We start from the raw sequence: 13,503 nt of genomic DNA on the forward strand, positions 1-13,503 counted from the left end.
GCCGGAAAGCCTACTCAGATGCGCCCGTTCTTCGCGGCCGGGCGTGCGTGTCACGGCCGGGGCGGTCGGGCCGGTCGGGAGCCGACGCGGAGGAGCGGCCCGGACACCTGCTGACCGTCCGGGCCGTCGCCGCCTACGCCGCGTCCGAGATGTGCGAGGAGCCGTCCACGCTCGACAAACTCATCCGCGCTGTGGAGGAGACCCTGCCCCACTACGCGGACGCGACGTGCGATCACACCGAACACGCCGAACTGCCCTGCTGGGCACCGGATCTCGCCGAACTCGGCATCACGCTCTCCTCCGCGGGAGGACGCGCCCGCTACGCGCGCGACCACCAGGCGTACCGGACCGCACCCCTGGAGAACCTCCTGTGCCCGGTCGCCCTCGCCGCGCTCGCCGCGGAGTCGCTGACCGCTCTGCGTGCCCGGCGCGCAGAGCTTGCGCCGGGCGGCCGCTGACCCGTCCCACCGCCCGCCAGGTACGGGAGTCGGTCCGCGCCCACGCCCCGCACCTGCTCCCGCCCGACGGGCCGGCGCCCGTTTCTAGTACACCGGCAGCGCCAGCAACGTCGTGTCGTTGAGGACGAAGAGGCGGTTGTCGCTGGCGGCGATGGTGCGGGACCGGCCGGCGGTCAGGGGGTATGTCTGGGGGTGGCCTTCGCCGGAGAGCGGTAGGCCGCTCACGCCGGTCTCCTCGCGTTCGACGATCCAGAAGCCGCTGCCCTGGATGACCGGTGGTTGCCAGGGCGGCGCGACGCCGGCGATCATCACCGGGTCGGCTGCCTGGCTGCCGTCCAGGCGCAGTGACCGCATCATGTCGCTGTCCAGTGCGTGGACCACGTCGTCGGCCACCGCGGGCGGGCCCCATCCGTAGGTGTTCTGCCGGGGCGGGTAGTGCGGTTCGAGCTTCCACAGTTCGTGGCCGTCGCCGGCCCGCACCGCGGCCAGGCTGCGGCCGCCCAGGTAGACGGTGGTGCGGTCGACGGCCGGGCGCAGCGGTCCGGCTGCCTGGCCCTTGCGGAGCCAGGCACGGGTGCCGTCCCCGGTGCGGACCGCCGCCACGTCGCCGCCCGTTGTGCAGAGCACCAGCAGGCCCGCGCCGAGGGCCGCGGCCGGGTGGCCCGACAGCGCCAGCGGTGGCTGCCGGGTCCACCGCACCTTCCCGTCGGTCCCCACGCAGCGCAGTCGGCCGTCGGAGGTGAGCAGATAGACGGCGTGGGCGTCCGCGGCCAGCAGCGCACCCACCTGTGCGTCCACCGTCCACCGCGGGGAACCGGTCGCGGCCACCCAGGTGCGCAGCGTCCCCTTGCTGTCGGCGGTGGCCACCAGCCGGTCGCCGATGGAGAGGTAGCCGGCGTCCGCCTCGGCGTCGGCGATCCGCCACCGCTCGCGGCCGTCGGTGACCTGGCGGGCGGCGATGCCGCCGCCGGAGGCCGCGAACACCACCACATCGCGTACCGGCAGCGGTGCCGGCGAGGTGGCGGCGGCCACGTCCTGGAGGGGGCCCCACAGGGGGGTGGGGGAGCCCGCGGCGGAGCCGAGCGGCGCGGCCTGCACCTTCGCGGGCGGCGGGATGTCGAAGGGGTCGGCGGGCGCATCACCGCGGTTGAGCCACCAGAAGGTCCCGCCGCCCGCCGCGGCCAGCAGCGCCCCGCCGCCGGCGGCGAGCAGCCCGCGCCGGCTCAGCCGGGGGCCGTCGCCGGCCACCTGATGCTCGGAGGCGGGGGAGGGGGCGGCCGCACGGGCCGTCAACCGGCGGGCCGCCGCCTCCCGTTGCCGGATCTCCTCCCCGAGCTTGCCGGACCTCCACAGCCGCTCGGGCTGCCCGGTCGCGGCCGCGGCCTCGGCGACCTGGCCGGTCAGCGGGCGCGCCGCCGGGTCCTTGGCGAAGCAGGGCGTGACGAGGTACCGCAGGCCCTCGGGAACGGCCGCCAGATCGGGATTGCCGTGCACGACCTCGTACAGCACGGCGGTGACCTCGGCGCCGGTGTACGCCGGCCGACCGGCCGCGGCGAAGGCGAGGACGGCGCCCAGCGAGAAGACGTCGGCCGCCGGCCCGACGCGCCGCCCCAACACCTGCTCCGGCGCACCGTAGCCGGGAGTGACCGGGATCTGCCCGGTACGGGTGAGGGTCAGGCCGTGTTCGGGACGGGCGATGCCGAAGTCGATCAGGCGGGGGCCGCGCAGGGTGAGGACGACGTTGGAGGGCTTCACATCACGGTGGACGAGCCCCGCGGCGTGCACGTCCTGGAGCGTGCGGGCCAACGACCGCGCCAACTCCCGTACGGCGGGCTCCGCAAGCGGCCCGAAGCGCTCGACGGCGTCGTCCAGCGTCGGGCCGGCCAGGAACTCCGTGGCGATCCACGGCCTGCCGCCCGCCAACTCCGCGGCCAGTACCCGCGCCACGCCCTCACTGGTCACCGCCCGCGCGGTCTGCGCCTCCCGGACGAAGCGCTCGGCCAGATGCCCGTCGTGGGCGAGCTCCGGCAGCAGGACCTTCACCGCCGCGGGGCGTCCGGAGGCGTCCGCCGCGAAGTACACCTTGCCCATACCGCCCGCACCGAGGACGCCGTGCAGGCGGTAGGGGCCCAGGCGCAGCGGATCTCCCTGGCCGAGGGGTTTCACAGACCATCGTCTCCTGGATCGGGAACGGTGCGGGGCGTTCAGGCGAGCGGGAGGGCGGCGGTCCGCTTCTCCTGGCGGACGTACAGCCGGCCGCCCTTGGGGTCGGCGGTCAGGACGACGGGCTTGGCCTCGTACGTCCAGACGGCCTGGTGCGCCTGGAGGTCGACGGCACGCACTCCCTTGTCGTCGGCGCAGTAGGCGTACCGCCTGCCGACCGCCGGAGCCACGTCCCGCAGGTCCTTTTGGCCGGAGTGCCCCTTCTCCTGCCAGTTCAGGGTGCCGGAGGCGGCGTCGACGGAGAGCAGCCCCCGGTCGGCCGCGACGCAGTAGACGACCCCGTCCTGGAGCAGGGGCGCACCGTACCGCCGCTGCTCGTCCGAACTGTCGCCGGACTCACGCCCGTTGCCGAACAGCCACGCCAGCTTGCCGTCGGACAGCCGGCGGGCCGTGAGGCTCTCCGCGCCCAGGTAGAGGTTGTGGTCGTCGGCGACCAGCCGGGTCGGCGGGGTGCCGGCGAACGTCTCGGACAACTCCCACAGTCGGCGGCCGCTGCCCTTGTCGTGCACGGAGAGGTGGAGGAACTTCGAGCCCGAATCCGGACTCCCGTAGAGCACCACCGTGGACCCCGCCACACCACCGCACAGCACCGCCGGGAGGCCCTGGGACCGCGGGCCGTCCACCGGGCTGCGCCAGCGCTCCCTGCCCGTGCGCAGATCGGCCGCGACCAGGTACCAGCCCTTGCCGGACGCGGCCCGGGCCACCAGGTAGGCGATGTCGTCGGCCACGCACAGCAGTTGGCTGTACTGCTCCATGCCGGCGTACGCGGAGAGTTCCACCAGCGGCTTGCCCGGCCGGCCGTCGGTCTGCGACACCTCGCACACCGCCAGCGGCGCCTGCTCGGTGAACCCGCGCAGGGCGTAGATCCGGGTTCCGTCGGTGGCCGACCGCCAGGTCTCGGCGATGTTCGCCTGCCATGTCGAGGCGCCCGACTCGGCGTTGATGCCGCACAGCACGATCCCCGCCCGCAGGGCGAGATTGCGTCCCACCGGCATCACCTCGCCGCCGGACTCCGGGCACCACAGGCCGGCGCTCCACAGCGGCGCCGGGGGCTTGGGCCGGTCGACGGCGTCCTTCTTCGGAGTGTCGCCGCCCCCGGAGTCCGAGAACAGGGCCCACCCCCCGCCGCCGAGGAGACCGCCGCCCAGGAGGGCGCCGCCGGCCACCGCCAGCAGCCGCCGCCGCGAGACGCCCGACGCGGAGGCGACCTCGGCGCGCGGTGCCTGGGTGGGAGCCGGCGGCGGCATGCGGTGCGGCAGCTCGCGCCACACCTCGTCGCCGCGCCGGGAGATCTCCCGCAGCACCGCGTCGGGCAGCAGCTCCGCGAAGCCGCCCTCGCCCGGGGCGCCTTCGGGACCGCCCAGCGCGCTGCGCAGCTCGGCGGTGGAGGGGCGCTGCGCGGGATCCTTGGCCAGGCAGGACAGGAGCAGGGGACGCAGCGACAGCGGAACCCCACCGACGTCGGGCTCGCTGTAGCGGACCCGGTACAGCAGATCGGTCGGTGCCCCGCCGCCGAACGGAGCGACTCCGGTGGCGGCGAAGACCAGCACCCCGGCCAGGGCGAACACATCGCCCGCCGCCGCGTGTTCCAGGCCCGCCGCCTGCTCCGGCGACATGAACGCCGGCGTGCCCACCGCGCTGCCGACGCTGGTCAGATGCTCGTCGCCGAAGGCCCGGGCGATACCGAAGTCGATGATCCGCGGACCCTGCGCCGTCACCAGGACGTTGGACGGCTTCAGATCGCGGTGCACCACTTCCGAGCGGTGCAGCTGCGCCAACCCGGCGGCCAGGGACGCACCCAGGGCGCGCACCACCGGCTCCGGCAGCGGCCCGCCCACCTCGACGGCGGTGTCCAACGGCGGGCCCAGGACGTATTCCGTCGCCATCCACGGGGTCGGCGCCTGCGGGTCGGCGTCGACGACCGCCGCGCCGTGCTGCGACCCCACGACGCGCGTCGCGTCCGTCTCCAGTCGGAAGCGGGTCCGCAGCGTGGTGTCCGAGGCGAGCCGGGTGTGCAGCGTCTTTACCGCGACCGTGCGCCCGTCCGCGGAACGCGCCAGATAGACGGTGCCCATACCGCCCCCGCCGAGGCGGGCGAGGAGCCGGAACGGCCCGGCGGTGTGCGGGTCGTCGTGCAGCAGTGCGGAAATCATGGCCTCAACGCTCTTGGGTGGGGAGGGCGGCGGCGAGGAGCTGCGCCGACTGACGGGACAACGCCGCGACGACCCGGCCGGGCAGCGACACCGGTTCGGTGGCACCGGCCAGCGAGCCGTACGCCGCGCCCGGCAGCAACTCCGCCAGCACACCTGCCGGTTCGGGCCGGCCGTGCGGATCGCGGGAACGGCACGCGGTGACGAGGTCCCGCAGGCCGGCGGGGATCTCCTGCTGCTCGGGCACGGTGTGCCCGGTCGCCGCGTACGCCAGCACGGCGCCCAGGGCGTAGACGTCCCCGGCCCGGTCCACCGGCCCGCCCGCCGCCACCTCCGGCGCCAGACAACCACTGTCCAACACCGCTCCCTGCGCGGTGGAGGCCCCGGCCGACGCCTGCGCGCGGGTCGCGCCGAAGCACCCCAGCAGCGGCCCGCACGCGGTCACCAACACACCCGCCGGACAGACACCACCGTGCACGACGCCCACCACATGGGCCGAGGCCAGGGCTTCGGCCAACGTCCCGCCGAGCGTCCGGACCAGCGCCTCGGGAAGCGGGCCGCCGTGCGCGGCCAGGACGGCCGGCAGCGGCAGCGCGGGCCGGTAGGGAGCGGCGTACCACGGGAAGGCCGGCGTCCCACCGAGCTGCCCGACCGGCCAGAACCCGGGCTGGGTCAGCCGGGCCGCCTGCTGCGCCTCGGCCGCCCACCGCACCGGATCCCCACCGGGCGGCGGCAGACACACCAGTACGGTCCGGCCGCCGTCGGCACTGCGGGCCAGATAGCGGCGGTCGGGGACCCCCCGGCTGCCGTCGGCGTCGACCCGCGCCAACGTGACGAAATCCCCGATCCGCGCCGGATCGTCCGACCGCAGCCTCTCCACTCTTCCCCCTCAAGCTCGTTACGCGCCGTGAGCCTATATACGGCCCGAACTTGGCCGGAAACCGGGGGTGTCCGAGGCGCACGGCCCGCGCACGAGGAACCGCCCACGCCCGTGTGCGCCTGCCGGACGGCGCCCGGCCCCGACCCCCGAGGGGAGAACCACGGGAAAACCGGTTGCCCGCCCGCCGACCGCAGTGAGGATGGTGACGGAAGACCACCGACGCTGTGAGGCCGCATTGCCCATCACCACCCCGCCCGTACGCCCCACGACGGACGAGGACGTACCCGCCTGCGTACGGACCCTGGCCCGCGCCTTCGCGGACTACGCCTTCACCCGGCACGTCGTCGCCGCCGACGACCACCAGGAACGGGTGCGCCGCTTCCAGGAGTTGTTCCTGACCCGGGTGGCGATGCAGTACGGCCGCTCATGGGTCGCCGACGACTGCCGTGCGGTGGCCGCCTGGACCACCCCCGAGCAGGACCCCGGGCCCGCCTTCGCCGAGATCGGGCCCCTGATCACCGAGCTCGCGGGCGACCGGGCGGCGGCCTTCGCCTCCGCCGAGCAGGCGCTGGCACCGCACCGCCCGAGCGCACCGGTGTGGTTCCTGGCCACGGTCGGGGTGGACCCGTCGGTCCAGGGCCAGGGCCGCGGCGCCGCAGTCATCCGGCCCGGCCTGGAAGCGGCCGAGCGCGCGGGGCTCCCGGCCTTCCTGGAGACCTCCAGCCCAGGCAACGTGCGGTTCTACGAACGTCTCGGCTTCACCGTCACCGCCGAGGTCCCCCTGCCCGACGACGGCCCCGTCACGTGGTGCATGCTCCGGGAGCCCGGCCGCTGAAGCGACCGCCGAGCTCCGTGACGGTGCGGCCCAGGTGGCCGGCGAGTTGGTCGAGCGCGGGCGCGTCGTGCGGCACGGGCCGGGACGGGCCGAAGGAACCGCCGGGCGTCCGCGGCAGACCGCCGTAGACCTCCCGCACCACCGGTAGCGCCGAACCGGCGAGGTCCGGCACGAGGTCACGCGGGCGCCCGAGGGCCGTGGCCAGGTCCCAGCCGTGCACCAGCATCTCGATGACCAGTTGCTCGACGAGCCGTCGGCCCGGCGCAGGACCGTAGCGCCGGTCCAGCATCCCGGGCCGGCGGAACGCGGCCAGCGCGCTCCCCGCGGCGGCACGGAACGCCGCGACGGGGTCCTGGCCGAGGTGGTCGGCGGTGACATCGGAGCGCGGGGTGCCGTCGGCCAGGCCGGCCCACAACAGGTTCTCCCAGACCAGGTGGTTGAGCAGGGCGCGCACATCCCAGTCCCCACAGGGCGTCGGCAGGCCGAACTGGTCCGGCTCGACGGCGCGGACGAGCTCCTCCACGGCGGCCAGGGTCCGCTCGCAGGCGTCGAGCACTCCCGCGGGCCGCCAGGCATCCTCCCCGGCGTCGTACAGGGTGCCGAGCTCCTCGGCCCGGGCGCCGGGAGCGGGGTTGGTGCGCAGTGCGGTCGTCAGCCAGTCACCGACCGCCGCCATGGCCGGCCGCACGGGTTGGCCGTTCACCAGGCAGATCAGCTGCCAGTACCGCTCGACCTTGCGGTCGGAGGCGGCGTCGAGCTGCTCCAGCAACACGCGGCGGGCCTGCGCCCCGTCCGTCCGCACGGCGTTGCGGGTGCGTGCCTGGGTGGGGATCCAGGCGGCGACGACGGCGGCGACCACCTCGTCGGCGGCCGGCGAGTCCGGGGCGATCCCCTCGCCGATCGCCGTGTTCACCCGTAGCGTCCAGTCATCGGTGAGCTGCCGGGCCTCGCGCAGCGCACCCTCGTCATGGTCGCCGGGCGCATGCTCGGCGGCGTACCGGGCCATCCGCCGCATCCCGGCCCGCAGATCCGGATCCGTCACCAACTCGCTCAGTTCGAGCCAGGCATCGACCTGTTCGTCGGTGGGGTCGTCGGGAAGGTCCGGGGTGGCGGCCAGCAGTCCGCGGCGGTACGCCGGTACGTCCAGGTCGATGAGCGCCCCGGTCACGAACTCCTCGATGAGCGTGCGGCGTTCGGCGGCGGACAGACGGGCGGATCGGGTCATGGCGGCGAGTCCTTCGGCAGTGGTGGTCCGGCGGGTGACGGAGCGCAGTACCGCCTGCTGCGTGCGCAGCGCGCGGATCCGCACCTCCAGCGCGTCGACATGGGCCGCGGCCACCTCCGCCAGGGTGTGCCCACGGTCGAGGACGTCGCGGATCTGCGACAACCCCAGCCCGAGATCCCGCAGGGTCCGTGCCAACTCCAGGCGGGCCAGGGACTCGGAGTCATAGACGCGGTACCCGGCGGCGGTCCGCCCGGCGGGCGGTACCACTCCGGCATCGGACCAGTGCCGGATGAGCTTCACCGACAGTCCGGTCTTCCGCGCGATCTCCCCGATGTTCCAGACCACCGCGTCATCGACGTGCATGCGCCCCACCCTCGACTCTCCCCTCGTGGGAGAGTCAACCAGGCGATGCCCGACGCGGGCGAGGTAAGTCCGGCCGCTGACCGGGGTCGCCCGGGCGGCCGGCTTTCTGCTCCAGTTCACGGAGCTGCCGGATCATGTCCGCGGCCATCCGCTTGCCCTCCGGGGACAGGGCCGCGAGATCTCCCCGGAGATAGTGCAGACTCACGCCCGCTTCGGCCATGGACTGGTCCAACTCGCGGCGGGACAGGAGGTCTTCGTCGATCATCCGGCGAGCCACCTCGTCGTCGGTGAAGTACGACACGGGAACGCAGAAGTACCCGGCCAGGGCCCGCAGATGCCGCAGCGTCGGGTTGGCGCGCTCGCCGCGGTGCAGCTGCCACAGGTACGCACCGGAGAACGACTCACCTGACTGCGCGGCGATTTCCGCCGCCAGCTTCTTGTACGAGGGGACGCCGTCCTCGCTCAGCTGGGCGCGCAGTTCGAGCAGATGGTCGAGTTTCTCCGAAACGGTTAAGTGGACCTCGGCCGAGCGGTCTTCTTCTGCGTTCATCGACATATGCGCACCCTATATGTGGGGTCGGCGGGTATCGGGAAGCGGAGTCGATATGAGACCTGACCGGTGGCCGGAAAACGGGCGCGAAATCACGTCTGATACGCCTCGGGTATTCATGCTGGTTGACGCCGGACCGGTTTCGCGTGCGGATTGTTCGGGTGGTGGGGGAGCGGAGGGGCGGAATGCTGTTCTCCGGGTCGGGGTGCGCTGACGCGGAGGGGCATGGTGCGGGCGGCCGCGGGGCAACTCGCGGGCGCGGTGGTGCGATGCGTGCGCAGGTGGCGGTGTGCGGCGTCGTCTGCCGAGCCGGGGCGGTGCGCTGGTCGTGGCGCGGACCGACGGCGGCGCCCTGGGGCGTGCGGCCGTCGATGCGTCGTCACCGGGGGCGACCACGTCTCGGCGGTGTCGCGGTTTGTCCGGAGTGGGGCGGAGATGGTGGACGCCGTCCGATGCCGCGGGAAACGTCACTCAGACTTCAGCCGCAACTTACCGCTGCGGGATGCCGGTTGATAGCTGGTGAGAATAGATTGGCCGGATCTTGCCCGTTCTTGTTTACCTCAGTTGACGTTCATCTGGGTTGTGAATAGTGTCGCCCGCTGTTGGTGATCCATGAGTTCGCGCCGAAGCCCGCGCCGACGAGGCCTCTGATTCTTCGACATGGACCGCATGCCTCGCCGAACTCGTCGCGCGAAGGGGGAATTCCGGTTCCGGCAGCCACCGTGGTCCACCGCACTTCATCGACCAGCCGCGCCTGATTCTTCACCCATGCGCCCCACGAGGCGATGCGCATGCCATGAATCCACCTGTCACCGGGAAGCGGTTGGCTAAAATCCAGGGGGATTGGCGTGTCCGCCACAGGTTCAGAGGAAGTCGATGCGTTGGAAATCGGCCTGCTCGGGCCGTTGGACATCCGCGCGTCGGGAAAGCCCGTCCAGATAACCGCCCCCCGCCTTCAGGCGGTACTGGGCTCACTGCTCCTTCGAGGGAATTCCACGGTGTCGGTGCAGGAACTCGTGGAGAGCATCTGGGAAGGGGCGTCGCCAAGGGATCCGGCCAACCAGGTGGCCGCATGTGTGTCGATGCTCCGGCGGAAGTTCTGGGACAGCGGCATCAGGCGTGAATTGCTCTTTACCCAACCGCCCGGTTACCGGTTTTCCACGGAAGGCGTGCGGCTGGACACGCACGTGGTGCAGCAACTGCGCCTCGACGCACGACAGCAGGTGGATGCCGGGGACCCCTCGGCCGCCTTGGCCTCGCTGAAGAAGGCCCTTTCCCTCTGGCGCGGTCCGGTCCTGGCGGGAATGGAACGCCGGGCCTGGCAGCCCGAAGTGCACCGCTGGGAGGAGGAGCACGTCGCCATCAGGGGGCTCTGCTCCGAGATCCAGCTTGAGCTCGGCCGGTACGACGAACTCGTCGCCGAGCTCTCGGTGTTCGTCCCCCAGCACCCGACGCTGGAACAGCCCCGGGCCATGCTCATGCGCGGCCTGGCCTACTCGGGCCGTCAGGCGGACGCCCTTCAGCTCTACCGGAGCACCGCGGAGTTCCTGCGCGACGAACTCGGCATCGCCCCCAGCGAGGAGCTCAGCGCGCTTCATCAGCAGGTGCTCTCCGGCGCACTGGTCGCTCCCACGCACGGCAGGGCCGCCCCCGCACACGGCAGGGCCGCTCCCACGCACGGCAGGCCGGAGGCCCCCGTGGTGGTCGAGGCCCCGGCGAGCCACCAGGTCCTGTGCCAACTCCCCGGAAACCTCGCGGAGTTCACCGGACGGGAGGAGGAGCTCGCCGTCATGAGGCAGGTCCTCGTGCCGGGCCCGGGGCCCGTTCCGGTGGTGGCCCTCGTCGGGCCGGGGGGCACGGGCAAGACGGCACTGGCCGTCCACGCCGCACACGAGATGCGCTCGGTCTTCAGCCAGGGGCAGCTCTATGTGAACCTGCGCGGGATGAGCGCCGAGGCGGTGGCGCCCGAGGAGGCCCTGGCGCGTTTCCTGCGGGGGCTGGGCGTCACCGGGCCGCTCCCCGAGACCCTGGACGAACGTGCCGAGTCCTTCCGCAGCCTGGTTGCCGACCGGCGCATCCTCATCGTGCTCGACGACGCCGGCGACGCCCGGCAGGTCCTGCCGCTGCTGCCCGGTACGGGCAGCAGCGCGGTCGTCGTCACCAGCCGGGCCCGACTGGCCACCCTTCCCAGCACCCGCGTGCTCGCACTCGACGTGCTGGAACGCCCGCAGGCGCTCACGCTGTTGAGCCGCCTGGTGGGCCAGGAACGACTCGCCGCCGAGCCGGACCTGGCCGCGCAGGTGGTGGAGTACTGCGGCCGGCTCCCTCTCGCCGTGCGGATCGTCGGCGCCAAGCTCAGCTCCAAGCCGCACTGGTCGCTGCGGAAGGTCGCCGGCCGGCTGGCCGACGAACGCCGACGGCTGGACGAACTGGCCCACGAGAGCCTGGAGGTGCGCAGCTGTCTGGAACTCTCCCACCAGGGAATCAGCCCGGACGCCCGCCGGCTGTTCCGCCGGCTGACCCTCGTCACCTCGACGGACTTCCCCAGTTGGCTGTGCGCGCCCTTGATGGACCTGCCGCTGGACGCCGCGGAGGACCTCCTGGAGGAACTCCTCGATGCGCGGCTGCTGGACATGACCAGCCCTGCCGGGGCGGCCGAGCCGCGGTACCGCATGCACGACCTGGTCCGGCTCTACGCGGCCGAACTGCTCGTCGACCGGGAGCCCCGGGAGGAGCGGGAGTCGGCGCTGCGCCGGCTGGGGGTGTCCGCGCTGGCCATGGCGGACCGCGCCCATCGCACCGTGTGCGGGGGCGACTTCACCCTCGTCCACCGGCTCAGCGCCCGGCCCGTCGTACCGGACGAGATCCTGGACCAGGTCGGCGACGACTGGCGCCGCTGGTACGAGGCGGACCGGCTGGTGCTCACCGCCCTGTGCCAGCAACTGGCCCACCAGGGCGACGACGAGCTGGCCTGGGACATGGCCGCCACCTGCCGCTGCCTGGCCAGCCTGTGGTTCTTCTTCGACGACTGGAAGGCGATGCACGAGGCGGCGCTGGCGGCCACCGAACGCCACGGGAACGAACGCGGCAGAGCCGCCATGCTCCTGGGGCTCGGGGACCTGCACCTCACCAAGCGGAACTACGACGAGGCGGTCCCGCTGCTGACGAGGGCGTTGGAACTCTTCCACGAGGTGGGCGACGCGTACGGCTATGCGCTCGCGCTGCGCAAGGTGGCCTGCACGGACCGCGTCCGGGGCCGTTACGAGGTGGCGTTGGACCGCTGGCAGGAGGCCGCGACGACGCTGGAGAGGGTCGGTGACATAGAGGCGCAGGTGCAGGTCCTGAGGTGGACCGGCCAGACTCTGGTGGAGATGGGACGGCCGGACGATGCCGTCCCTTATCTGTGCAAGGCCGAAGAGATGGTGGAGGGCTTCGGGGGACGCAGCGGACCGCAGGTCCTGCTGGGCCTCGCCGAACTCCGCGTGGCACAGGGTGACGTGACCGGGGCTTCCGCGCACTTCGGCGAGGCGCTCAAGGGGGCCCTGGGCAACGGCGATCTCAGTGCGCGGTGCTACGCCCTGTGGGGCCTGGGGTGGATCGATGTGCTCCAGGGGCGGGCACCCCAGGCGGAAGCGCACTTGCAGGAGGCCCTGGCACTGTCCCGGGACATCCATGACCGCTTACTGGAGGCGGCCATCCTGTACTGGCTGGCCGCCTCCAGGAAGACGACCGGCGACACGCCGAGCGCGGTCCGGCTGTTGGAAGCCGGGGCGGAGCTCTGCCGCGCCATGGAGGCCCCCACCCGACTCCGGCGGTTCACACACGCGCTCGCCGCGCTCGACAGCCCGGCCTCAGGACCTGGGCACCTTCATCTTGTAGGTGTTCCCCCCTTCCCGGATCCGCAGGACGACAGCGGCTTCCGCTGGGCCTGACACCTGGAGCGTGCGCTCGTCGCTCCAGCCGCAGAGCCGGAACTCGCCCTGGCCGATGTGCTCCAAGGCACAGAAGGGGCGTCCGGCGAGGACCAGGACGGTGCCTGCGGACCGCACCTCGATCTCCGCCTCGGTGAAGCCCCCGCCTCGCTCCACCAGCATCTGGTGCCCGAGCCCCTCCCAGTTGGCGAACGACTCCGGTACCCGGAAACGGCACCGGAACCGCTCCCCTGCGGTGGCGGGCAGCGGCACCGCAGGCCGCAGCCGCAGTGCCTGGGGGCCCGCCAGCCACTCCTGTAGCTGGGGAGGGAAGAGCGCGGTGGTGGCCTCGGTGTGGCACAGGTCGACGACCAGGTGGATGAGCTCTTCGGCGTCGTGGTTGACGATCGCGTGACTGCGCCACGACGCCGCGAACTGGAGGGTGCCCGCGGCCCAGTGGTGGCTCTCCTCGACGAAGACCACCAGGGAGGCCGAGGGGACGGCGACGGGGAGGTGCAGTCGGCACAGCCCCCAGGGCGGGCCCACCTTCAGCGATTGGAGCCCGGTGTCCCGCACTCCCGGGCCGACCGCCCACAACCGGGCGCCGCGTACCGGTGCCGGCAGCCCCGCGAGGATCTCCCGGAAGGCGGGGAGGTGCTCCAGCCACCGGGTGTCCTGGAAGCCGGACAGACTGGGCCCGCCGGAGTCGACCCGGTAGGGGTCACCGCCGATGCTGCGCAGCGGCAGTACCCGCTGGCCGCTCGCTGCGGAGAAGACGTTTCCGCGCTGCGAGCGGAAGGCGGCCAGCTCTTTGCGCAGCCGCTCGGCGTCGTAGGCGAGGGCGAGTTGCGCGGCATTGGGGAAGGAGTTCCCGTGCGGGTCGTAGGAGCGTGAGGAGAAGGCCATCG

Annotated in this window: 9 protein-coding genes; 3 read left to right on the top strand and 6 right to left on the bottom strand. The window is 73.0% G+C overall.

What is annotated here, in order from left to right:
- Positions 1-47: 47 nt before the first annotated feature.
- Positions 48-458, top strand: coding sequence for a hypothetical protein (locus ACIQE0_RS31310; RefSeq protein ID WP_402338637.1), 411 nt, complete (start codon positions 48-50; stop codon positions 456-458).
- Positions 459-542: 84 nt separating this feature from the next.
- Here the strand turns inward: ACIQE0_RS31310 and ACIQE0_RS31315 are convergent, their stop codons facing one another.
- From ACIQE0_RS31315 to ACIQE0_RS31325, 3 genes are read right to left on the bottom strand one after another with little or no spacing between them, the layout of a single operon-like run.
- The gene (locus ACIQE0_RS31315; RefSeq protein WP_402338638.1) at positions 543-2,624 is read right to left on the bottom strand and encodes a serine/threonine-protein kinase; all 2,082 of its coding nucleotides are present in this window, start codon (positions 2,622-2,624) and stop codon (positions 543-545) included.
- Positions 2,625-2,662: 38 nt separating this feature from the next.
- Positions 2,663-4,834 carry a protein kinase gene (locus ACIQE0_RS31320; protein ID WP_402338639.1) on the bottom strand — a complete coding sequence of 724 codons (2,172 nt, stop codon included), beginning with the start codon at positions 4,832-4,834 and terminating at the stop codon, positions 2,663-2,665.
- A gap of 4 nt (positions 4,835-4,838) precedes the next feature.
- Positions 4,839-5,711 carry a serine/threonine protein kinase gene (locus ACIQE0_RS31325; RefSeq protein WP_402338640.1) on the bottom strand — a complete coding sequence of 291 codons (873 nt, stop codon included), beginning with the start codon at positions 5,709-5,711 and terminating at the stop codon, positions 4,839-4,841.
- Between the two features lie 235 nt (positions 5,712-5,946).
- Between ACIQE0_RS31325 and ACIQE0_RS31330 the strand changes: the two genes are divergently transcribed.
- Positions 5,947-6,546 carry a GNAT family N-acetyltransferase gene (locus ACIQE0_RS31330; protein WP_402338641.1) on the top strand — a complete coding sequence of 200 codons (600 nt, stop codon included), beginning with the start codon at positions 5,947-5,949 and terminating at the stop codon, positions 6,544-6,546.
- Here ACIQE0_RS31330 and ACIQE0_RS31335 read toward each other — a convergent pair.
- On the bottom strand, positions 6,512-8,134 hold the full coding sequence (locus tag ACIQE0_RS31335; RefSeq protein WP_402338642.1) for a TIGR03086 family metal-binding protein: 1,623 nt from the start codon (positions 8,132-8,134) through the stop codon (positions 6,512-6,514). The genes ACIQE0_RS31330 and ACIQE0_RS31335 overlap by 35 nt on opposite strands.
- 34 nt (positions 8,135-8,168) lie before the next feature.
- Positions 8,169-8,690, bottom strand: a complete 522-nt coding sequence (locus tag ACIQE0_RS31340) for a hypothetical protein (RefSeq protein ID WP_402338643.1) — start codon at positions 8,688-8,690, stop codon at positions 8,169-8,171.
- Positions 8,691-9,853: 1,163 nt separating this feature from the next.
- On the opposite strand from ACIQE0_RS31340, the gene ACIQE0_RS31345 reads away from it, so the two are divergent.
- Positions 9,854-12,616, top strand: a complete 2,763-nt coding sequence (locus ACIQE0_RS31345; RefSeq protein WP_402338644.1) for an ATP-binding protein — start codon at positions 9,854-9,856, stop codon at positions 12,614-12,616.
- On the opposite strand, the gene ACIQE0_RS31350 is transcribed toward ACIQE0_RS31345, so the two are convergent.
- The gene (locus ACIQE0_RS31350; RefSeq protein ID WP_402338645.1) at positions 12,536-13,501 is read right to left on the bottom strand and encodes an aspartyl/asparaginyl beta-hydroxylase domain-containing protein; all 966 of its coding nucleotides are present in this window, start codon (positions 13,499-13,501) and stop codon (positions 12,536-12,538) included. The genes ACIQE0_RS31345 and ACIQE0_RS31350 overlap by 81 nt on opposite strands.
- Between the last annotated feature and the right edge of the window lie 2 nt (positions 13,502-13,503).

The sequence above is a fragment of the Streptomyces sp. NPDC093097 genome (assembly GCF_044754325.1).
Classification (GTDB): domain Bacteria; phylum Actinomycetota; class Actinomycetes; order Streptomycetales; family Streptomycetaceae; genus Streptomyces.